This is a genomic window from Mogibacterium neglectum (genome assembly GCF_030644205.1).
GTDB classification, from domain to species: domain Bacteria; phylum Bacillota; class Clostridia; order Peptostreptococcales; family Anaerovoracaceae; genus Mogibacterium; species Mogibacterium neglectum.
Genome location: NZ_CP128647.1, coordinates 1,558,815 through 1,578,777, shown reverse-complemented (window position 1 = coordinate 1,578,777; position 19,963 = coordinate 1,558,815). Strand labels below are relative to the sequence as shown.

18 protein-coding genes and 1 tRNA gene are annotated in these 19,963 nt (G+C 44.0%); 15 read left to right on the top strand and 4 right to left on the bottom strand.

Annotation, left to right across the window (positions count from 1 at the left end):
• Nucleotides 1–51 precede the first annotated feature (51 nt).
• The 5 genes from QU661_RS07390 to QU661_RS07370 all read left to right on the top strand — a co-directional run bounded on the left by QU661_RS07390 (nucleotide 52) and on the right by QU661_RS07370 (nucleotide 7,231).
• Nucleotides 52–3,759 carry a phosphoribosylformylglycinamidine synthase gene (locus QU661_RS07390; RefSeq protein WP_304989576.1) on the top strand — a complete coding sequence of 1,236 codons (3,708 nt, stop codon included), beginning with the start codon at nucleotides 52–54 and terminating at the stop codon, nucleotides 3,757–3,759.
• 118 nt (nucleotides 3,760–3,877) lie between these two features.
• A complete protein-coding gene (buk, locus tag QU661_RS07385; protein ID WP_304989575.1) occupies nucleotides 3,878–5,023 on the top strand; it encodes a butyrate kinase in 1,146 nt (381 codons plus the stop codon).
• 137 nt (nucleotides 5,024–5,160) lie between these two features.
• Nucleotides 5,161–5,237 (top strand) — tRNA-Thr (locus QU661_RS07380).
• A 38-nt stretch (nucleotides 5,238–5,275) separates the two neighbouring features.
• A complete protein-coding gene (gene tuf, locus QU661_RS07375) occupies nucleotides 5,276–6,469 on the top strand; it encodes an elongation factor Tu (RefSeq protein WP_304989574.1) in 1,194 nt (397 codons plus the stop codon).
• Nucleotides 6,470–6,685: 216 nt separating this feature from the next.
• On the top strand, nucleotides 6,686–7,231 hold the full coding sequence (locus tag QU661_RS07370) for an SMI1/KNR4 family protein (RefSeq protein ID WP_106057534.1): 546 nt from the start codon (nucleotides 6,686–6,688) through the stop codon (nucleotides 7,229–7,231).
• A gap of 209 nt (nucleotides 7,232–7,440) precedes the next feature.
• Here QU661_RS07370 and QU661_RS07365 read toward each other — a convergent pair whose 3' ends face one another.
• The 3 genes from QU661_RS07365 to QU661_RS07355 are packed head-to-tail and all read right to left on the bottom strand — an operon-like array spanning nucleotide 7,441 to nucleotide 9,609.
• Nucleotides 7,441–8,424, bottom strand: coding sequence for an SMI1/KNR4 family protein (locus QU661_RS07365; protein WP_304989573.1), 984 nt, complete (start codon nucleotides 8,422–8,424; stop codon nucleotides 7,441–7,443).
• 27 nt (nucleotides 8,425–8,451) lie between these two features.
• Nucleotides 8,452–9,081 (bottom strand): hypothetical protein, encoded by a 630-nt coding sequence (locus QU661_RS07360; RefSeq protein WP_304989572.1) that lies wholly within the window; start codon nucleotides 9,079–9,081, stop codon nucleotides 8,452–8,454.
• 9 nt (nucleotides 9,082–9,090) lie between these two features.
• Complete coding sequence (locus tag QU661_RS07355; RefSeq protein WP_304989571.1) at nucleotides 9,091–9,609, bottom strand: YfbM family protein; 519 nt, start codon at nucleotides 9,607–9,609, stop codon at nucleotides 9,091–9,093.
• Nucleotides 9,610–9,828: 219 nt separating this feature from the next.
• On the opposite strand from QU661_RS07355, the gene QU661_RS07350 reads away from it, so the two are divergent.
• The 5 genes from QU661_RS07350 to QU661_RS07330 all read left to right on the top strand — a co-directional run bounded on the left by QU661_RS07350 (nucleotide 9,829) and on the right by QU661_RS07330 (nucleotide 15,917).
• Nucleotides 9,829–10,350: a gamma carbonic anhydrase family protein gene (locus tag QU661_RS07350; protein WP_304989570.1), complete on the top strand. Its 522-nt coding sequence runs from the start codon at nucleotides 9,829–9,831 to the stop codon at nucleotides 10,348–10,350.
• A gap of 415 nt (nucleotides 10,351–10,765) precedes the next feature.
• Nucleotides 10,766–11,032, top strand: coding sequence for a YdbC family protein (locus tag QU661_RS07345; RefSeq protein WP_106057526.1), 267 nt, complete (start codon nucleotides 10,766–10,768; stop codon nucleotides 11,030–11,032).
• A gap of 21 nt (nucleotides 11,033–11,053) precedes the next feature.
• Nucleotides 11,054–14,179, top strand: coding sequence for a VaFE repeat-containing surface-anchored protein (locus QU661_RS07340; protein WP_304989569.1), 3,126 nt, complete (start codon nucleotides 11,054–11,056; stop codon nucleotides 14,177–14,179).
• Nucleotides 14,180–14,208: 29 nt separating this feature from the next.
• Nucleotides 14,209–15,561, top strand: coding sequence for a tRNA (N(6)-L-threonylcarbamoyladenosine(37)-C(2))-methylthiotransferase MtaB (gene mtaB / locus QU661_RS07335; protein ID WP_304989568.1), 1,353 nt, complete (start codon nucleotides 14,209–14,211; stop codon nucleotides 15,559–15,561).
• Nucleotides 15,562–15,575: 14 nt separating this feature from the next.
• A complete protein-coding gene (locus QU661_RS07330) occupies nucleotides 15,576–15,917 on the top strand; it encodes a histidine triad nucleotide-binding protein (protein WP_106057523.1) in 342 nt (113 codons plus the stop codon).
• Between the two features lie 185 nt (nucleotides 15,918–16,102).
• Here the strand turns inward: QU661_RS07330 and QU661_RS07325 are convergent, their stop codons facing one another.
• The gene (locus QU661_RS07325) at nucleotides 16,103–16,483 is read right to left on the bottom strand and encodes a desulfoferrodoxin family protein (protein ID WP_304989567.1); all 381 of its coding nucleotides are present in this window, start codon (nucleotides 16,481–16,483) and stop codon (nucleotides 16,103–16,105) included.
• Between the two features lie 651 nt (nucleotides 16,484–17,134).
• Between QU661_RS07325 and rpsJ the strand changes: the two genes are divergently transcribed.
• The 5 genes from rpsJ to rplB all read left to right on the top strand — a co-directional run bounded on the left by rpsJ (nucleotide 17,135) and on the right by rplB (nucleotide 19,950).
• Entirely contained in the window at nucleotides 17,135–17,446 is a 312-nt protein-coding gene (gene rpsJ / locus QU661_RS07320) for a 30S ribosomal protein S10 (RefSeq protein WP_009644436.1), read from the top strand.
• An 80-nt stretch (nucleotides 17,447–17,526) separates the two neighbouring features.
• Nucleotides 17,527–18,162: a 50S ribosomal protein L3 gene (gene rplC / locus QU661_RS07315; RefSeq protein ID WP_106057521.1), complete on the top strand. Its 636-nt coding sequence runs from the start codon at nucleotides 17,527–17,529 to the stop codon at nucleotides 18,160–18,162.
• Nucleotides 18,163–18,185: 23 nt separating this feature from the next.
• Nucleotides 18,186–18,809 carry a 50S ribosomal protein L4 gene (gene rplD / locus QU661_RS07310; protein ID WP_304989566.1) on the top strand — a complete coding sequence of 208 codons (624 nt, stop codon included), beginning with the start codon at nucleotides 18,186–18,188 and terminating at the stop codon, nucleotides 18,807–18,809.
• Nucleotides 18,809–19,099 carry a 50S ribosomal protein L23 gene (gene rplW, locus QU661_RS07305; RefSeq protein ID WP_304989565.1) on the top strand — a complete coding sequence of 97 codons (291 nt, stop codon included), beginning with the start codon at nucleotides 18,809–18,811 and terminating at the stop codon, nucleotides 19,097–19,099. The genes rplD and rplW overlap by 1 nt, the downstream gene beginning before the upstream one ends.
• Nucleotides 19,100–19,116: 17 nt before the next feature.
• Nucleotides 19,117–19,950, top strand: a complete 834-nt coding sequence (rplB, locus tag QU661_RS07300; RefSeq protein WP_304989564.1) for a 50S ribosomal protein L2 — start codon at nucleotides 19,117–19,119, stop codon at nucleotides 19,948–19,950.
• The last annotated feature ends 13 nt before the right edge of the window (nucleotides 19,951–19,963 follow it).

Genomic DNA, 19,963 nt, shown 5'->3' with positions numbered 1-19,963 from the left:
ACTTATACTTATAGCTACAACAAATGACTGATTAGAGACAGGAGTAATGGCATGGTCAAAGCTTTATACGTAGAGAAGAAGCCGGAATTCGCAAATAGGGCAAAGGAGCTTATCAAGGAGTTCAGAGAGAGCCTGCAGATTGCGAACTTGACGAACATCAGAGTGATTAATAGATACCTAATCGAGGACTTATCAGATAAGGCTTTTGAAGAGGCTCGCGGAACAATTTTTTCAGAACCGCCTACCGATACAAGCTGCACGGATATGGACTTCCGTAAGCAGGTTGTAATCGCTGTAGAGTATCTGCCTGGTCAGTTCGACCAGAGAGCGAGCTCGGCAGAGGAGTGCCTACAGTTTATTGCTCCCGATGAGAAGCCGACAGTGAAGTCAGCGGTTATCTATATCCTAGAGGGCGAGCTGTCCAATGAGGAGCTCGAGAAAATTAAGGACTACTTAATTAATCCAGTTGATTCTCGCGAGGCTTCGCTTGGCGTTCCTGCAACACTAAAGGCGAAGTATCCTGATCCAGCACCAGTTGCGACGATCAGGAACTTTACAAATTATACAGATGCAGACCTAGAGACTTATCTTGCGGCAAATTCACTTGCGATGGACATCGAGGATCTCAAGATGTGCCGTGAGTATTTCAAGGAAGAGGGTAGGGATCCGAGCATCGCTGAGATTAAGGTTATCGACACGTACTGGTCAGACCACTGCCGTCACACCACTTTCAACACGACAATCAGAGGGGTTGTGTTTAAGGATGAAACTATCAACAAGACGTTTAGCGAATATCAGGAGCTTCGCAAGCAGCTAGGAGTACACAAGCCAATCAGCCTTATGAATGTTGCGACTATCGCAGTCAAGGCGCTCAAGGAGAACGGCAAGATGGTAGATGTCGTGGAGTCGGAGGAGATCAACGCATGCACAGTTGATTTTAAGGCGAATATCGACGGAGAAGAGCAGGATTGGGTTCTGCTGTTCAAGAACGAGACGCACAATCACCCTACGGAAATCGAGCCATTTGGTGGAGCTGCGACTTGTATCGGTGGAGCTATCAGAGATCCACTGTCGGGTAGAAGTTATGTGTATGCGGCGATGCGTGTAACGGGCGCAGGAAATCCGCTCACGCCTGAGTCAGAGACTCGTCCAGGTAAGCTATCGCAGAAGAAGATTACGACAACCGCTGCTTCAGGCTACAGCTCATATGGAAACCAGATTGGACTCACGACTGGCCTCGTAGATGAGGTGTATCACGAGGGATACGTGGCAAAGAGAATGGAAGTAGGCGCAGTGGTTGCGGCTGCCCCAGCAGAGAATATAAGGAGAGAGAGGCCAGAAGCAGGCGACGTTATCATCCTGCTAGGCGGCAGAACTGGTAGAGATGGAATAGGGGGAGCTACGGGCTCATCCAAGTCTCACAGCATGGAATCGCTAGAGTCCTGCGGCGCAGAGGTTCAGAAGGGTAATGCTCCTGAAGAGAGAAAGATTCAGAGACTGTTCAGAAACCCAGAGGCTACCACTCTCATTAAACGCTGCAACGACTTCGGTGCAGGTGGAGTTTCGGTTGCCATCGGCGAGCTAGCAGATGGACTGGAAGTGACTTTAGACAACGTGCCTAAGAAGTACGATGGACTGGACGGAACTGAACTCGCAATCAGCGAGTCTCAGGAGAGAATGGCTGTTGTAGTTGCAGCATCCGATGCAGATAAGTTCAAGAAGCTCGCAGAGAGCGAGAATCTCGAGGCGACAACAGTAGCGACTGTGACGGAGAAGGCTTACCTCAAGATGAACTTCAGAGGTCAGCAGATTGTAAATATTTCCAGGAAATTCCTAGATACTAACGGCGCAGAGAAAGAAGCTGACGTCGTAGTTGAGGGTGCTCGAAGATTCGATAAAGAGATACCAAGAGATTTTGAAAAGGGGTTGAAGGAACTCGTATCCGATCTCAATGTCTGCTCCAAGAGAGGGCTTTCGGAGCGTTTTGACTCAACAATTGGTGGCAATACGGTCATGATGCCTTTTGGCGGAATCAAGCAGAGAACACCTATTCAGGCTATGGTTCACAAGATCCCAATGCTCGAGGGAGAGTGCAGCACTGTATCGATGATGTCATACGGATTCAATCCATATATCCTAGAGCAGAGCCCTTATCATGGTGCATACCTCGCAATTGTGGAGAGTGTAGCGAAGCTCGTAGCAACAGGCGCTAGCTATGATCACATATATCTAAGCCTTCAGGAATACTTCGAGAAGCTCGGTGATAACGACAAGTCTTGGGGCAAAGCGTTCAGCGCAGTTCTCGGTGCATTTAGAGCGCAGATGGAACTTGGAATCGGAGCTATCGGCGGTAAGGATTCTATGAGCGGAACCTTCGAGGATATCCACGTACCACCGACCCTGATTTCTTTTGCAGTAACTACAGATGAACTGAGCAAAGTGGTTTCACCGGAGTTTAAGAGCAGAGGTCATGAAGTTGTGTGGCTGAAACCGGAGATAGGCGAAGACGGGCTTCCAAAGGCTGAATCGCTCATCAGGAACTTCAAGCTAGTGAGAACGCTCGTTGATAACGGATTAGTTGCGGCATGCTACACGCCTGGATTTGGCGGACCAGCTGAGGCCGTCTTTAAAATGGCAATCGGTAACAACATCGGCTTCGAATTTGACGAGGGCGTTTCCATGAGAGAGATGTTCGGCTATGCGTATGGTAGCTTCATCATCGAGACTAGCAAGAATATAGATTTGACAGCGGATATGAAGCTTATGGGCAAGACAGTTTCTCGCGAATCAATAGGCAGCAAGAAGGGACGCGTGCGCCTACTAGCTCTTAACGCACTTTACGAGGGCAAGCTAGAACCTGTATATAGCTGCAACATCAATACTTCAGAGGAAAGAATCCCTGAGATGATATACAGAACAAGGAGTGATGCAGTTCCAAGCGAGACCGTGGAGAAGCCAAGATTCTTAATTCCTGTATTCCCAGGTACGAACTGCGAATACGACACGGCTAAGGCCGTTGAGAAGGCTGGCGGAGAGGCAGAGATATTCGTTGTGAATAACCTTACAGCAGATCATCTAAAGTACTCCGTTAAGGAGTTCGCGACAGCACTCTCCAAGGCAAATGTACTCTTCATTCCAGGGGGATTCTCTGGTGCTGACGAACCAGATGGCTCTGGTAAGTTCATCACTTCGTTCCTGAGAAATGAAGCGATTTCTGTAGAACTCATGAAACTGCTCAATGAAAGAGACGGACTGGTTGCGGGAATTTGCAATGGATTCCAAGCGCTCATCAAGCTTGGATTACTGCCATATGGCGAGATCGGCGTGCAGAAGGAAAATAGTCCAACTCTAACATTCAACAACATCGGTAGACATCAGTCGAAGCTTGTTAGAACGAAACTCTGCTCGACTAGATCGCCTTGGCTGAGGAAAGCAAGTGTTGGACAGATCCTGACTGTGCCAATATCTCACGGCGAAGGACGATTTGTAGCTAACACTAACGATATAGATACAATGCTCGAGAATGGGCAGATCCTGACGCAGTACGTTGATTTTGAAGGAAATCCAACTATGGACATCCAGTTCAATCCAAACGGTTCATCTATGGCTATCGAAGGAATACTCTCGCCAGATGGAAGGATTCTCGGCAAAATGGGACACTCCGAGAGAATTGGAGAGGGTCTATACAAGAACGTACCAGGGGAGTTTGAGCTAGGGCTATTTGAGTCAGCGGTTTCGTACTTCAGAGGCGAAGAATAGGGATAGTGAAAAAAACGTTCAGTTCGTGCTGACATTGAGGCCTGCGAGTGTGATATACTACTTTTCGTAATACGAAGGTAACGTATGTATAATTTATTCAGAAAGGGAAACTGGAAAAATGAGTAAGGAAAGAATTCTTGTGCTTAATCTAGGATCTACATCAAGTAAGATTGCTGTATACGATGATGCTCAGGAGGTTTTTAAGGAAACAATCAGACATACACAGGAGGAGATGGCTCAGTTCGATGATGTGCTTGAGCAGTTTAACTTCCGTAATGAGAAAGTAAGAGAGGCTCTTGAGAGCAACGGTATCGGCGTGAATACACTCACAGCAGTATGCTCGAGAGGTGGAAATATTATCGCTTGCCCACACGGTGCTATCGGAATCGACCAGGAGATGATCGATTACCTGACGAGACCTGAGGACACAGCGAAGCATGCGTCGCTGCTCGGCAGCATGATTGCTTTTGATCTCAAAAAAGAGTTTGGAATTCCTGCGTGCATCTATGATGCAATCGGAACAGATGAGATGCAGGCAGTAGCAAGAGTTTCCGGCGTTCCGGAGATTCCTCGTTACACAGTTGGACACACGTTAAACACGAGAGCAATGGCTATCAAGTGTGCTGAAGAGGTGCTTAAGAAGCCATTTGACGAGTGCACATTCATCGTCGCTCACATGGGTGGTGGAAGCTCAATCAGACTGTATCACAATGGTGTAAATATCGACTGTGTAAACGACGATGAAGGAAACTTCTCTCCAGAACGTGGTGGTGCAGTAGGCTGCAAGGATCTCGTAAATTATTGCTTCACATCAGGTAATGATGCAAAGACTGTAATGAAGAAGTTCCACGGTGCGGGCGGACTCAAAGCTCATCTCGGCACTACAGATGCTATAGAGGTAGAGAAGATGATAGATGCAGGTAACGAGTATGCAAAGGTCGTATACGAGGCAATGGCATACGGAATTGCCAAAGACATCGCTAAACTATCTGCTCCAGTGGCTGGCAAGGTTGATAGGATCATCCTCACAGGCGGAGTAGCTTACTCCAAGTTCCTCACAGATATCATCGAAGACATGGTAAGCTGGATTGCTCCAGTTGAGATGATGCCTGGCGAATATGAGATGGAAGCTTTAGCAGCTGGAGCTTTAAGAGTTCTGAGAGGCGAAGAGAAGCTTCAGGATTTCGGAGAAATCAAGGCTGCGGCAGTTGACAGAATCCGCATCTGCAAGGGTGTGGAGCCTTATACAACACCAGCGAAGTAATTAGAAAAAGTTGATTTAAATGTAAAGCCACCACCCATGCGACATGTGGCCAGAATTTTGGGTGCATTCCAACGCGTGATGGTGGCTTTTCATTTATTGACAGTCTGTATTATTTCGTGTACTATTCTTGTATACGTGCTGTTGTAGCTCAGTTGGTAGAGCACTTCCTTGGTAAGGAAGAGGTTCGGCAGTTCGAGTCTGCTCAACAGCTCCAATTATTTTAAATTTAATCACAATTCTAAGGAGGATATCATGGCAAAGCAGAAGTATGAGAGAACCAAGCCACATATCAACATCGGTACAATCGGCCACGTTGACCACGGCAAGACAACTCTAACAGCAGCAATCACAAAGACTCTTCACGACAGATATGGACTCGGAGCAGACGTAGCATTCGACCAGATCGACAAGGCACCAGAAGAGAAGGCAAGAGGAATCACGATTTCCTCAGCACACGTAGAGTATGAGACACCAAACAGACACTACGCACACGTAGACTGCCCAGGACACGCTGACTATGTAAAGAACATGATTACAGGAGCAGCTCAGATGGACGGAGCTATTCTAGTAGTAGCAGCAACAGATGGACCAATGCCTCAGACAAGAGAGCACATCCTGCTATCCAGACAGGTAGGCGTACCATACATCATCGTATTCCTGAACAAGTGTGACATGGTAGATGACGAGGAGCTACTAGACCTCGTAGAGATGGAAGTAAGAGAGCTACTAGATGAGTATGAGTTCCCAGGAGATGATACACCAATCATCAGAGGATCCGCACTAAAGGCACTAGAGGATCCAAGCGGAGAGTGGGGAGATAAGATTTGCGAGCTAATGGAAGCAGTAGACACATACATTCCAGAGCCACAGAGAGCAAACGATCAGCCATTCCTAATGCCAATCGAGGACGTATTCTCAATCACAGGACGTGGAACAGTAGCAACAGGAAGAGTTGAGAGAGGAACCCTCAAGGTAGGAGACGAAGTAGAGCTCGTAGGACTAAGCGACGAGAAGAGAAAGGTAGTTGTAACTGGAGTAGAGATGTTCAAGAAGACTCTTGATGCAGCAGAAACAGGAGACAACATCGGAGCACTACTAAGAGGAATCCAGAGAGACGAAATCGAAAGAGGACAGGTACTCTCAAAGCCAGGCTCAATACACCCACACACAAAGTTCAAGGGACAGGTATACGTACTAAAGAAGGAAGAGGGTGGAAGACACACACCATTCTTCAATGGATACAGACCACAGTTCTACCTAAGAACGACAGACGTAACAGGAGATCTAAAGCTACCAGAGGGTACAGAGATGTGCATGCCTGGAGATAACGTAGTAATGGAGATCGAACTGATTACACCAGTAGCTATCGAAGAGGGACTACGTTTCGCTATCAGAGAAGGCGGAAGAACAGTAGGATCCGGAGTAGTTACAGAGATTATCGAGTAATCATAGATTACGAGGTAGACCACCAGTATATTAAGAAGCAGGGGCGCATGCGCCCCTGTTTTTATGTTGCTTACTTTGTATACCTGGCATACTAACTTGGATATTATTGATTTCTTTATACTGAATCACTAAAATAAATATATGACAGAAAGTATAATGAATATATTAGTGAAATCAGTATCCAGGCAAATTGTCGGGAGTATAACGAGGTGAAATATGTCTATAGAAAAGATTTACGATTATTTTAGAAGCTACGACAAAGAAACATATCAGGTTTTCGCATGTGGAGATGACACGCCATCAGAACAAGATATAGAAGCTTTCGAGAGCGAGTTCAATATAAAGCTACCGGAGGATTTCAAAGAGTTTACAATGTCTCCGCTTGGTGGTCTATACATGGAAGTAAGAGAAGAAATCTGGCCTATGGCACAGGAGTATGAAGTTGCACCATTCTGGGAGTTTTGCCGAGGAATCATGGTTTACGGCATCTCAAGCGAAGTCCCAGAGTACCTAGACTTACGTGCAAATACAAGGGCTTTCCATGAAAGTGGGCTATCTGACTGCATCCCGTTCTTCTCGGTAATAGGTGACGGTGAGCAGATATTCTGTTTCGATAGAGAAGGCAAGATAGTTGTTTTCGATGGCTATGAGATGCATGATGTTGAAGGCGATTTTGAGAGCTTTTTACTTGGTCAAATCGCTGAGCTAGAGGAACGTAAGGATAAGAAGGTCGAGAAGCTGAAGAATAGAGCTGGCAGATAAGAATTCAGATATTATAGCATCGGCGATAAGATGATACTAAAATTCAGCGGAAATCAGCGTTGAGAACACGTCATATATAAAAGTGGACTAAATTTAAGAGTTCAATCACATATAAAATAAAGGTGGGGGTTGCAAAGGCAAGCCCCCATTCTTACTAATATTAGATTTTTAAATTCTGTCCTATGAGATTCAGTGAAGTAGGTTGACGATTAATCCTCGGTATATTGGTGGTAGTACGTATAAGCTAGCCTATATCCACCGCGTAAGTCGGCTGGTTTGAGGTATAGTATTTTATCAAAGATCATCATGCAGTGGTCGATTACGTCATCTTCCCTACTACCTTCGGCTAACTCGATTGCTTTTTCAAGATTCCTTACAGCGGCTTTTTTCTTCTCGTGGTGAGCGTTGTCTGCCTTTTTAGACTTAAGAGCATAAGAGTAGCCGTAACGGCAATACCACATCGCATCACGGTTAGCTTCTGGTACTAAGCCTAGAGTCTGAATAGCAAGATCCTCTTGGTCTGTGCTGTTATATGAACTTGCGAGCATGCCGAGAACCTCGTCACTATATGAGCTAGGTTCTGCCTGCTCAAGAAGCTCTATCAGAGCCCTAAAACCCTTCATGTTACGGAGCTTATTCAGAGCAAGAATCTGCTTTTTATCATCGAGCTGATTAAATTCTTCTATACTATTAACAACATTATCGGATTCAATCTTGCATATGAACTCCTCAAAGTTATCTGCTAATATCTCTTGGCTGTAGTCATCTTCTTGATCAACTAATGTAACCATAGGTTCACCTTCTGGTCCGCATTCGCTGTAATCGAGGAATATCATGTCGTGTCCACCGGAGATGGTGTCTGCAATCACAATACCTATTGCAGGATATCCCCACTCCTCAAGCCAGAACTCAGTTCCACAATCACCACAAACGGAATATTCTTTATCCTTATCGATGCCATAGATTCCAACTAGATTGACACAAAGGTTGTCTGTTGTTACGATGTTATTTGCAGGAATGCCACCGTTTTGGTGCTTGATAAGCTCAATATAGGACTCTGGAAGCTTATATCCAGTCGCTTTTTCTATATCTAATATATCCCAGTCAGTAGGAGCCTTGCCTGTATAATCATCGGTATAGCCATCAGAATTGTCCCAAAATGATTTCCAGTCAAAGTTCTCAAAAGGTTTCATATTATCGTCTCCCAATAATTTCACTTGCTAATAATTTAGAATCTCATCCCTAGTCATACCCACCAGCTCATATACCCATAGTCCGAGAATATCCGAAATAATCCCGTCACATACAAACTCGTCTTCTCCATCTCCGAACTTGCATGTGAATGAAGGCTCTCTGCTGGCAGCTTCGTAAAATCTCTTCGCGTACTCGGGGAGCTTACCAGGATCATACTCGAGCGATAACTTCTTCGCAATCTCGCCTCTAATCTCGTCGAAATCAGCACCTTTCTCATTATATGACTTGCGTGATTTCTCGATGTAACCGCTGCAAAATGCGGATAACAGCTCATCGCTTTTGTAGATGTATTTACAGTTAAAATCCGAAATGCATCCCGCATGAATTAGAAACAGAAGTAAATCCTCCATGTTTTCAGCAACTCTTCCGACGCTCCCTTCGCTGCTAATATATCCGATGCTGCCGTCTTCAAGCTTTACATATTCGCCACCGCTTCCATCGGATGCAAATGTTTCAAACGAAGACGAATATACTTCACCATGCCCCGAATACTCTGTGTCTCTAGGCTTATCGCAGAAAAATATATCGCATTCTCGCATCAGGGCTTCATTTAAGCCTGCTGTTTTCAAAATCGCATCCGCTAAATTAATCGTCATATATCTCCCTTAATAAATCGTAATAAGTGCATGTCCTCCGGCTTCGAGCACCTTCTTATAAAAGTCTCGAAGTCCTTCGATGTAATCAGCGATTTCTTCTATTAGCTCATCGACCAAGTCCTCATCATCCATATCCCATATGTTTGGATACAGGCCAGCACTTGCACAATCTTCCATATTGAAATTTTCAAGAGCTTTTTCATAATCGAAACCCTCGAGCGCCGAAATTATTTCAGGGACACGGTCATTTTTTACACATGCGACGAATTGGCTTAAATCTTCAAATAAGTCCACGCCGATAACTGCCACGCTGAGGGGGTTATTACTAGACCTCTCATCGGTGCTCACCCCTGTTAGAACGAAGTGCATCACATCCCACATCTTATCAGTATCAAGAAAAATTTCAGCTTCTTCGTTTAAATCTTCAATAGTTTCAAAAACTTCTTCTTCATCATCGAGATTCGCAAGGCGCAGAAGAACGTCGAGGTTTGCGTCATCGATATATTGGTAGTTAGCAATCAATCCCATTGGTTTATCCTCCATCACAAGCTAATTACTGGTTGCTAGCTTAAGCTACGAGATTTACAATACATTTATTATTTGAATTGTACACCTCGCGAGGTGAGTTTGGAATACAAACTTTGTAGAATATTGCAAAGAGGTGTATATTTAGTATTGAAATAATTTATAAGGAAAACAGTCTGCGGCTAGAGGCTAAAGAAAATAGAAAGGCATCACATAAATAATATGGATAATAGAGAGGTAAAAAAGCTAGGGTTATACGATGATAGCGTATTCATCGCTGATGGTGTGCAGCTTAGCGGACCTGAGAATATTAAAATTGGTAAGGACGTGAATATCTGGTACAATTCTGTGCTGCGCTCTAGTGGCAAAGACATTGTAATTGGGGACAGAACCAATATCCAGGATGGCTCTGTAATTCATATCGCGACAAATGGCGGGACATACATAGGAGCTGATGTGACAATAGGTCATATGTCGATTATTCACGGCTGTACGATAGGCGCTTCGACGCTTATCGGTATGGGGTCGATAATAATGGATGATGCAAAAATCGGGTGTGAATGTATCGTCGGAGCGGGCTCTCTCGTAACTCAGGGCAAAGAATTCCCCGATGGCGTGCTCATAATGGGTCGTCCGGCCAAAGTGATCAGAGAACTCAGCCCTGCAGAAAGAGCGGAAATCGCTGGTGAAGCAGCTTCGTATGTGGAGACAGCTCGCAAAGAGATGAAAAGTATTCGTGATTAGAGAGCCTATGAAGAACCAAAATCGAGTCCCGATGGCATGAAAAACACATTTTTGTGTCATTCGGAACATAAAATGTGCATTTCATTACATCAACGAACTTTATGTGACATACTTATGCTAATATTTAGACACAATAAGTGTGTTAAATATAAAAACCGCCAAAGGGCGCTTAGGATCTCTACCGTGCAGAGGTCCTTTTAATTTTTTGTTTCTAAATTTTAATTCGTATCATAAAATCCGTATTAAAACTAATATTTCTAGGTCGCTTTAAATCACATTATAAAAACTCTCATAAAAAGGATAATCTCGCTATTTATAGTGCACTTCTTGCATTGTTACGAACTCATCTTAAACCATATAATTTACGTGAAAGTGAGGTGCGAGAGCACCGTGTATAAATGGAAGGAGTTTTAGAATGGCAACTAATAATGAAAGAAGTGTAACCTACAAGATTTTGGACCACATCGGGGTACTTGCTACCTATAAGAACAATTGGAGCAAGGAACTTAATCTAATTCAGTGGAATGACAGAACACCAAAGTTCGATATTCGTGACTGGGACTCTGATCACGAGCATATGAGCAGAGGGATTACTTTGCATGAGGATGAGGCTAGGGAACTCTCTAGGCTCCTCGCTGATAGGTTCGAGGATATGCCAGCTTCAGAAGATGAAGGCAATTAGAACTGGATTTTGAGGTGAGCAATGAATATTAAACGTATTTATAATTGCATCGTCTCGATGCTGTGTATAGTGATGCTTCTTGGAACATCACAGGTTTTTGCGCTAAGTTCAAGTAAAGCTCCTGATGGCAGTGTAAATATCATTCCGCCTGATACGGCTGCGAGACTTCAGCTCAAGGTAACTGGAAGTGGGGCGAAGCTTTCAGCTTTGAAGTCTGGGACTTCAGATACTGCAAATCTATCAAATGGAGAGACATTTGCCCGCAGTGCAAGGACGGGAGATGAGTACCAGATTAATTACAAGCTGGACAGAGGCGTAATTCTTGAAATTATAGCTCTCGATGGTGGAAAGAACGCGAGCGTGTACGGCGATGTGGATATGAAAGGAGACTCGGCTACTCGCTTTGTAAATAAAAATAGCGAAGGAAAATTCATTATTAAGCTGACAGGTGGTCATGCGGATTTTACTATCAAAGCGGTGAATATCAATGAAGGTTCAAGCGTAGCAGATTCAGCTAATATCGAGTCAGATGGTAAAGCGCGTAGTACCGAAGCGAACATTGTAATGGAAGGTGAGTTCGATAACGAAACAGGCAGAAGAGGAAATGTTCATAATACTAATACTTTAGAGCGAATACCAGAGTCTGCGTCATATGATAATGTCAGTAGAAGGATGACTATGAGCGTAGGGGCAGCAACTCCTAGAGGCGCCTCCTCGTTTAGGTCTGTGGCAGCAAGTTCAGCGACTGAACCAACGAGAGGAACAGTAACCTGGCATAAGCAGTACAAGGATAATAACCGTAATCATGCGAGTATATTCAAGGTGAATATCGATGGGCTTATCCATGATGCGGCATGTGCAGATGGTAAGAACTTTAGAACTGCAGAAGCAGGGCAGGTCGTGACACTTACAAAGCAGGCATCTGATTCTCTGTTTGCAAAATTCGCGTACCTTGCCAGTACAGATAAGTGGCAGAAGAGCAATTATGATGAGAAAGAGTATTACTTTGCATTAGTATGTGCGGCTAGAAGAGTTAATGGCAGACCTGCATATGAAAGAGTTAACTCAAGACCTCTAATCAATCTAATGATGCAGGATGCGAAGGCCTACAAGGGCGAAATTCCTGAAAACTTTAAATCTTATCTAGCTTATCCAACGAATGGATCACAGATGATGCTGGCATGGGGGTTAAAACCATATGGAAAGATCGAAGTTGTTAAATCCATCGGCAATAATATCAAGATTGCTGGAGAGTGTAAAGGCACATATTCTCTAGCTGGTGCAGTGTATACCGTCTACGATGAAGCAGGAACTGCAGTCGGAAAACTGACGACAGACGAGAAGGGTAGAACTGGAACTTTGGAAGTGAAGCCTGGAAAATACACTGTAAAGGAGACGATTGCGCCTGTCGGATATGAGCTAGACAAGACTGTTTATGAGGTTAAGAGCAAGGCTGAAACTACGAGCACAGTGCAGTCGTATGATTCACCTGTGTTTGCGCCTGTTAAGATTTTCCTTGAGAAAAAAACTAGTGGTGATAGCTACATGAACCCTAGTGATATGACTGGTGCTGAGTTTGAAGTTAATTATTACGATACTATTGGACCGATTGAGAATTCCAAGGCTGTACGCACATGGAAACTAAGAACGACTAAGGATGCTTCTGGTAAATACACTGCAGAGCTCAGAGATAAGAACCTCGTAAAGGGCAGTGATCCTCTCTTTGTTACAGAACAGGGCGATGCTGTACTGCCTCGCGGAACAGTGACTATTCGCGAGACTAAGGCGCCAGCGGGATATCTTCTAGATAAAACTGTATATACCAAGAAAATCGATGGTGATGGTGCGGGAGCTGCGGTGTACTTCAACTCAGGAGAGCCATCTTCGCATGTCAACAATCCTGCTATCCCTAAAATCGGAACTAAGGCTATGGACATTGCGACAGAGGATTCACTTGCGATGTACGGTCCTAAGACTAAGGTAAAGGACGTTGTGAGCTTCTCTAACTTGTATGAAGGGGAAACATATATTCTCGAAGGCGTGCTGATGGATAAGAGTACAGGAAAACCGCTTGAACAGAATGGTAACAAAATTACTTCTCAGAAGGAGTTCACGATTACCGCACAGAATTCGACCATTTCTGACAGCATTGCAAGTGGAGAGATAGGGCTAGAGTTCACCTTTGATACTACTAAGCTAGCTGGAAAGGACACTGTTGTCTTTGAGACACTAAAGTATAAAGGTAAAGAGATTGCAAATCACCGCAATATAAACGATGACAACCAGACACTTCGTCATCCGGAGATTAAAACGCAGGCACATTCAGTTGAGTCCGGAACAAATACAGGTGCCCCTAGCAAGGAAGAGAAAATCATCGACAAGGTTAAGTACAAGAACCTTATCATCGGCAAAAAGTATAAGGTGACAGGAGTCCTAATGGACAAGGATAAGAATAAACCTATCCTTGATAAGGATGACAAAGAGATTACTGCAGAAAAAGAATTCACAGCTGAGAATGCAGACGGAGAAACAGAGCTCGAATTCAGATACGACTCGAGCCTACGCCAGAATAAGGTGACCGTAGTATTCGAAACACTGACATACAGAAATGTTCCTGTGGCAGTGCATGCTGATATCAATGATTCTGCGCAATCCATCTGCTACCCAGCTATTGGAACCAAGATGACTGGTAATGGCGGCGCGAAAGTAGTTCCAAAGGCAAAGAATGTACCGCTGGTTGATACAGTCAAGTATGAGAATCTGATTTCAGGACGTATCTATACTGTAAAAGGTGTTTTAATGGACAAGAAGACCAGCAAGCCCTACGAAGAAGACGGAAAAGTTGTGACAGGAAGTACCACTTTTACAAGTGGAGGAAATGGCACAGCATCAGTATCATTTAAACTTAATACGGCCAAGATTGCCGGCAAGGAGCTCGTAGCATATGAAAAGGTGTATGACGAGAAAGGACAGCTCATTGCAACACATGAAGATATAAATAACCGAGATCAAACGATCAGAGTTACACATCCAACAATTCCAAGAACTGGCGATGGTTCACTGCTATATATGTATCTTGGACTATTTCTAGCGTCATTCATCGCCTTAGCCTCGTTGACCGCTATAAGGAGGTGTGTTAGACTTTAACCCATCATTGTAAAGGATGGGTAACACATATGAAGATTGCTTTTCATACGCTTGGGTGCAAGGTTAATCAATATGAGACAGAGGCTATGAAAGAAGAGTTCATATCCCGCGGTGCTGAAGTCGTGGGGGAAGATGAAGCTGCTGATGCTTATGTCATCAATACTTGCACTGTGACAAGCGTTGCTGATAGCAAGTCACGAAAATATATAAGACGCATGAAGAAGATCAGTCCTGATTCTGTGATGGCCGTTACGGGCTGCTACGCCCAGACTGCCAGCGAAGAGCTTGAGGTCATGCCTGATGTTGATATCGTTATTGGAAACAACCTCAAATCTACTATCTGCGATGAGGTTATGAAGGCTATGGAGCTTAGGAAAGCTGGCAAAGAGACTGATACTGAGACCAGAGTGCTTCCTTTTAGCGAACTTGTCGGTTATGAGGAGACTGGCATTGTAATCTCAAGTGAGTCGCAGATGCAGAGGGCATATATCAAGATTGAAGAGGGCTGTAACCGATTCTGTTCCTACTGCAAGATCCCTTATGCAAGGGGCACAGTTAGAAGTAGAGGTATAGATGAGATCATCGCTGAGGCGAAGGCGCTTGTGGATAGAGGCTACAAGGAAATTGTGCTGACCGGAATCAATACAGCTCTCTATGGCAGCGAAAAAGGCTTTACGTTTGAGAGACAGGATGATGAAGAAGGTCTTTCTGGTATTGAAGCAGTGCTGAAGAGGCTTGATGAATTAGAAGGAGATTTCAGGGTAAGATTGAGTTCGCTTGAGCCCAATGTTGTGGACAAGGAACACGTTGAACGAATCGTCAAGTACAAGAGACTTTGTAGACACCTGCACTTATCTATACAAAGTGGTAGTAACGATGTTCTAAAGGGCATGAAACGCAGATACACTAGGGATGAATACCTCGCGATTGTAGAGGCCATACGCAGTGTGGATCCACTGTACGGGATTACGACGGACATAATAGTGGGTTTTCCAGGGGAGACAGAGGAAGATTTTGCTGATACTCTTGATATCGTTGATAAAGCGGTATTCGGCAGGGTACACGCATTTAAATTCTCACCGAGGCAGGGCACTGAGGCTGCGAAGTATAAGGAAACAGTGACGCCAGCAGACAAGACGACTCGTGTAAATGAGCTGATCGGTAGAGCGGAATACGTCGCACAGGAGTTCCAGAAGCGTAACTTTGGCGTAGTACACAGAGTGCTTGTGGAAACTTTTGAAGAAGATTATGCTACAGGATATACATCTAACTATATAAAGGTGTATATTAAGGATAAGGAGCGGAAGCTTACCTCGGGTGAATTCACAGAGGTTAAGCTAGTAGCTAACTATAAGGAAGGCTGCTTAGCTGAAGTGGTCTAGAAAGGAGGAGTCATATGGAAGATTGCATTTTCTGCAAGCTTGCAAAAGGTGAGATACCGACTGATATGGTATACGAGGATGATCTGATTTCGGTTTTCCGTGATGCTGCTCCAGAGGCACCTGTACATGTTCTGATGGTTCCCAAGAAGCACGTTGCATCTCTTAATGATTTAGAAGACGCAGACAGAGAGCTTATGGGACACATGATGCTCAAGATTAAGGATATCGCGGCTCAAGAAGGTCTGGATAATGGATATAGAACCGTTATCAATACTGGAGAAGACGGACAGCAGACTGTTCACCACCTACACATACATATTCTTGGGCGTAGAAAGATGACATGGCCACCAGGCTAGAGATATACTAAAGACTTATAGAAGAACAAATAAAGTATAGGAATTAAATAAGCGGAAGGCGTCTGCCTTCCGCTTATGCTTTTCTAGGAAATTTGCACCCAATTATTTTAATCAATCTGTATCAACCAGGACAAAGCTCCTGAGGCAGACTATTTGGTGGCATACCCCCAAAAAATCATATAATATTAGTTTAACTCGTTAACCCAGAATCCGTGAATATTACAGCACTCGTATGCAGCGACAACCTTCTCTCCGTTCTGGATGGCAAATGTTGTAACTGGATCTCCGTCGATCTTAAGAGGTTTTCTTTGGAATCCCAGATTAGTTTCAAGTATTATGAATTGAATATGATGCTCCTCTGTCATTGGGTGGAGTGTGCTACCAACAGTAACTTTAACGAGGTTTCCTTCACACTCGACAACAGGAACATGCTTTTCCGTAGTTGAATCAGCAGTCTTTGGTACAAGTTCCTCCATATCTTCTCCGCAACATGAGAGGATGCCACCATCATCAAATACTTTACCTACAATAGTACCGCAACTTTTGCTTTTATATAACTTCTTCATTTTGTTAATTCTCCTTTCAGAAATACTGAAACCCAATATCTTATAAATGAATTGTATCATATATAAAGTCAAATAGTATCGATATTAGAACCAAATACATATAGAAATATAAAATATAACAGATGATAAAAGGTTGCTAAGGATATATTTGGTAAGTATTATCTTCAAAATAATGTATTTTTGAGAAAACATATAAATTATTTATGTTTAATCAGTTGAGTTAAATGAATGAAAAACACCTAAAATAGTACAATTTATGTAAAAACATAAAAAAACGAATAGTTTTTGATGAAATATCAACACCAAGGAAACGCACGTAACCGTGTTAGTGAAGGACTGCCTGTAACACTTGAAAACACTGTAATTACTTTCGCAAAAAAGTACAAAAAAGCCTTGCATTGTAAATCCTTGTCATGTATAATTTAAAAGCTTGTTTAAGGCGATGAAGCAGGAAGTTGCTGAGCTATCAGGTAATTTCTGCGGAGAATTGTCCTCGCTAGACGAGGGCGAGGGGGTTCGCCATTTTTAATTTGTGTAAACCTTTAGGAAACGCACGAAAGGGTGTAAGGGCTAAAGCGGAGCAAGTGAAAACGGACGAAGTCCTGTACAAGCATAGCGAAAACAGTACAAAACAAACAGGAGGAACTACTAATGAGCGAACTACAGAAAATCAGAATCAGACTGAAGGCTTATGACCATGCTCTATTGGATAAGTCGGCAGCGAAGATTGTTGAGACTGCTGAGAGAACGGGCGCCACAGTATCTGGCCCTATTCCTCTTCCAACAGAGAAGGAAGTTGTAACAATCATCAGAGCTGTTCACAAGTACAAGGACAGCAGAGAGCAGTTTGAGCAGAGAACACACAAGCGTCTAATCGACATTACAAATGCTTCGACTAAGACAACAGATGCTCTTGCTAAGCTCGATATGCCAGCAGGTATTGATATTGAAATCAAGCTCTAAGCTAGATTTTAGAAAGATCGCATGAGAGGGCAATTCGGCCAAACCAGGGCGATCCGCTGTAAGACACTAGGAGGAGAATTATGAAAACACTTTTGGGCAAGAAGATCGGCATGACACAGATCTTCAATGAGAACGGTGCTGTAGTACCAGTTACCGTAATCGAAGCCGGACCTGAAGTAGTAACACAGGTTAAGACAGTAGAGACCGACGGCTACAATGCTGTGCAGGTTGGCTACGAGGAGCAGAAGGCACACAGACTCAACAAGCCAGAGACTGGTCATTTTGAGAAGTGCGGCGTAGCTCCTAAGAAGTACCTCGCTGAGTTCAGAGTCGAAGATGGCGAGACTTACGAGGTAGGACAGGAAATCACAGTTGCTGATTTCGAAGAGGGAATGAAGCTTGACGTTACGGGCGTTTCCAAAGGTAAAGGGACGCAGGGTAACATCAAGAGACACGGACACCGCAGAGGACCTATGACTCACGGTTCCAAGCATAAGAGACTTGCAGGTGCTCTTGCTGCTGGTACGTATCCATCAAGAGTCTTCAAGGGCAACAAGGCTCCAGGAAGAATGGGTAGAGATACGGTTACAGTACAGAACATCGTTCTCGTAAAGGTTATTGCTGATCGCAACCTACTTCTCGTTAAGGGAGCTGTTCCTGGAAAGAAGGGCGGACTCCTTAAGGTTAAGGGTGCGGTAAAAGGACAGAATAAATAAGAGGCAGAAAGGAGGAATCACTAATGGCAAAAGTAAAGATGCTTAATACGGCCGGTGCTGAGGTTGGCGAAGTTACATTGAACGACGAAATCTTTGGAATCGAACCAAACGAAATCGCAGTACAGACTGTAGTCAAGAATTACTTGGCAAACCAGAGACAGGGAACCCAATCTGCCAAGACAAGAAGTGAAGTAAGAGGAGGCGGACGCAAGCCTTTCAGACAGAAGGGTACAGGTCGTCACAGACAGGGAAGCACAACAGATCCTACACAGGTAGGTGGTGGAATTGTCTTCGCGCCAAAGCCAAGGGATTACAGATATGCAGTTCCTAAGAAAGTAAAGAGGCTTGCTCTTAAGTCCGTGCTTTCTGCTAAGGTTGCTGATAAGGAAGTCATCGTACTAGACGAGCTAAAGTTCGCTGAGCCAAAGACTAAAGAAATGGTTAAGGTTCTCGAGAATATCAAGGCTGATAAGAAAGCCCTCATCGTAATGGATGAGAAGGACGAGAACGTTGTTAGATCTGCTTCTAACATTCAGGGTGTGAGAACTGCACTTGTAAGCACAATGAATGTATATGAGATCATCAATCATTACAGCCTCGTGCTCACTAAGGCAGCAGCTGAGAGAATTGAGGAGGTATACGCATAATGAAGAGCGGTTACGACGTAATACTTAAGCCTATCATCACCGAACAGAGCATGGACATGTCGGCTGACAAGAAGTATGTTTTCAAGGTTGCTGATACAGCTAACAAGACCGAAGTTAGACAGGCTGTCGAAGAAATCTTCGGAGTCGATGTTGCTAAGGTTAATATCATGAACGTTAATGGAAAAGTTAAGAGAATGGGAAGAACAGTAGGAAGAACAGCTTCTTATAAGAAAGCAATCGTTACTCTCACTGCGGATAGCAAAGAGATCGAAGTCTTCCAGGGACTGTAAAATAGGAGGAGTAAATAATGGGAATTAAGAAGTATAATCCAACCACTCCTGGTCTGAGAGGCATGACTGTTTCGACTTTCGAAGAGATAACAGCTAACAAGCCAGAAAAATCCCTTACTAAAACTCTGAAGAAACACTCAGGAAGAAATGTAAGAGGTAAGATCACCGTTAGACATAGAGGTGGCGGATATAGACCTAAGTACAGAATTATCGACTTTAAGAGAATTAAAGACGGTATTCCAGCAACGGTTAAGACTATCGAGTACGATCCAAATAGAACAGCAAACATCGCTCTTCTAGTTTACGCAGACGGAGAAAAGAGATACATCGTTGCTCCTAACAAGCTGCGCGTTGGAGACGTAGTTGAATCTGGACCAGATTCGGATATCAAGGTAGGAAACGCACTACCAATTGCGAATATCCCAGTAGGCACAATCATTCACAACATCGAGCTAAAGCCTGGAAAGGGTGCTCAGCTTGTAAGATCAGCTGGTAACGGTGCTCAGCTTATGGCTAAGGAAGGCAATTATGCTCAGGTAAGACTACCATCCGGCGAAGTTAGAATGGTAAGAATCAACTGCAGAGCTACAATCGGAGAAGTTGGCAACCTTGACCACGCTAACATCCAGATTGGTAAGGCTGGTAGAAAGAGACATATGGGATGGAGACCTACAGTAAGAGGTTCCGTAATGAACCCTAACGATCACCCACATGGCGGTGGTGAAGGTAGAGCGCCAGTTGGACGTAAGAGCCCAGTTACACCTTGGGGTAAACCAACTCTTGGTTACAAGACACGTAACAAGCACAAGGATTCCAACAAGTACATCGTTAGAAGAAGAAATGCTAAATAAGAAAGGAGCATAT

Coding starts and splice junctions, on each gene's coding strand:
- QU661_RS07360 (WP_304989572.1), bottom strand. CDS start 9,081: ATGACGATTAATTTAGCGGATGCGATTTTGAAAACAGCAGGCTTAAAT.
- QU661_RS07390 (WP_304989576.1), top strand. CDS start 52: ATGGTCAAAGCTTTATACGTAGAGAAGAAGCCGGAATTCGCAAATAGG.
- QU661_RS07355 (WP_304989571.1), bottom strand. CDS start 9,609: ATGGGATTGATTGCTAACTACCAATATATCGATGACGCAAACCTCGAC.
- rplW (WP_304989565.1), top strand. CDS start 18,809: ATGAAGAGCGGTTACGACGTAATACTTAAGCCTATCATCACCGAACAG.
- QU661_RS07325 (WP_304989567.1), bottom strand. CDS start 16,483: ATGAAGAAGTTATATAAAAGCAAAAGTTGCGGTACTATTGTAGGTAAA.
- QU661_RS07340 (WP_304989569.1), top strand. CDS start 11,054: ATGAATATTAAACGTATTTATAATTGCATCGTCTCGATGCTGTGTATA.
- mtaB (WP_304989568.1), top strand. CDS start 14,209: ATGAAGATTGCTTTTCATACGCTTGGGTGCAAGGTTAATCAATATGAG.
- rplB (WP_304989564.1), top strand. CDS start 19,117: ATGGGAATTAAGAAGTATAATCCAACCACTCCTGGTCTGAGAGGCATG.
- rplD (WP_304989566.1), top strand. CDS start 18,186: ATGGCAAAAGTAAAGATGCTTAATACGGCCGGTGCTGAGGTTGGCGAA.
- rplC (WP_106057521.1), top strand. CDS start 17,527: ATGAAAACACTTTTGGGCAAGAAGATCGGCATGACACAGATCTTCAAT.
- buk (WP_304989575.1), top strand. CDS start 3,878: ATGAGTAAGGAAAGAATTCTTGTGCTTAATCTAGGATCTACATCAAGT.
- QU661_RS07350 (WP_304989570.1), top strand. CDS start 9,829: ATGGATAATAGAGAGGTAAAAAAGCTAGGGTTATACGATGATAGCGTA.
- QU661_RS07370 (WP_106057534.1), top strand. CDS start 6,686: ATGTCTATAGAAAAGATTTACGATTATTTTAGAAGCTACGACAAAGAA.
- QU661_RS07365 (WP_304989573.1), bottom strand. CDS start 8,424: ATGAAACCTTTTGAGAACTTTGACTGGAAATCATTTTGGGACAATTCT.
- rpsJ (WP_009644436.1), top strand. CDS start 17,135: ATGAGCGAACTACAGAAAATCAGAATCAGACTGAAGGCTTATGACCAT.
- QU661_RS07330 (WP_106057523.1), top strand. CDS start 15,576: ATGGAAGATTGCATTTTCTGCAAGCTTGCAAAAGGTGAGATACCGACT.
- tuf (WP_304989574.1), top strand. CDS start 5,276: ATGGCAAAGCAGAAGTATGAGAGAACCAAGCCACATATCAACATCGGT.
- QU661_RS07345 (WP_106057526.1), top strand. CDS start 10,766: ATGGCAACTAATAATGAAAGAAGTGTAACCTACAAGATTTTGGACCAC.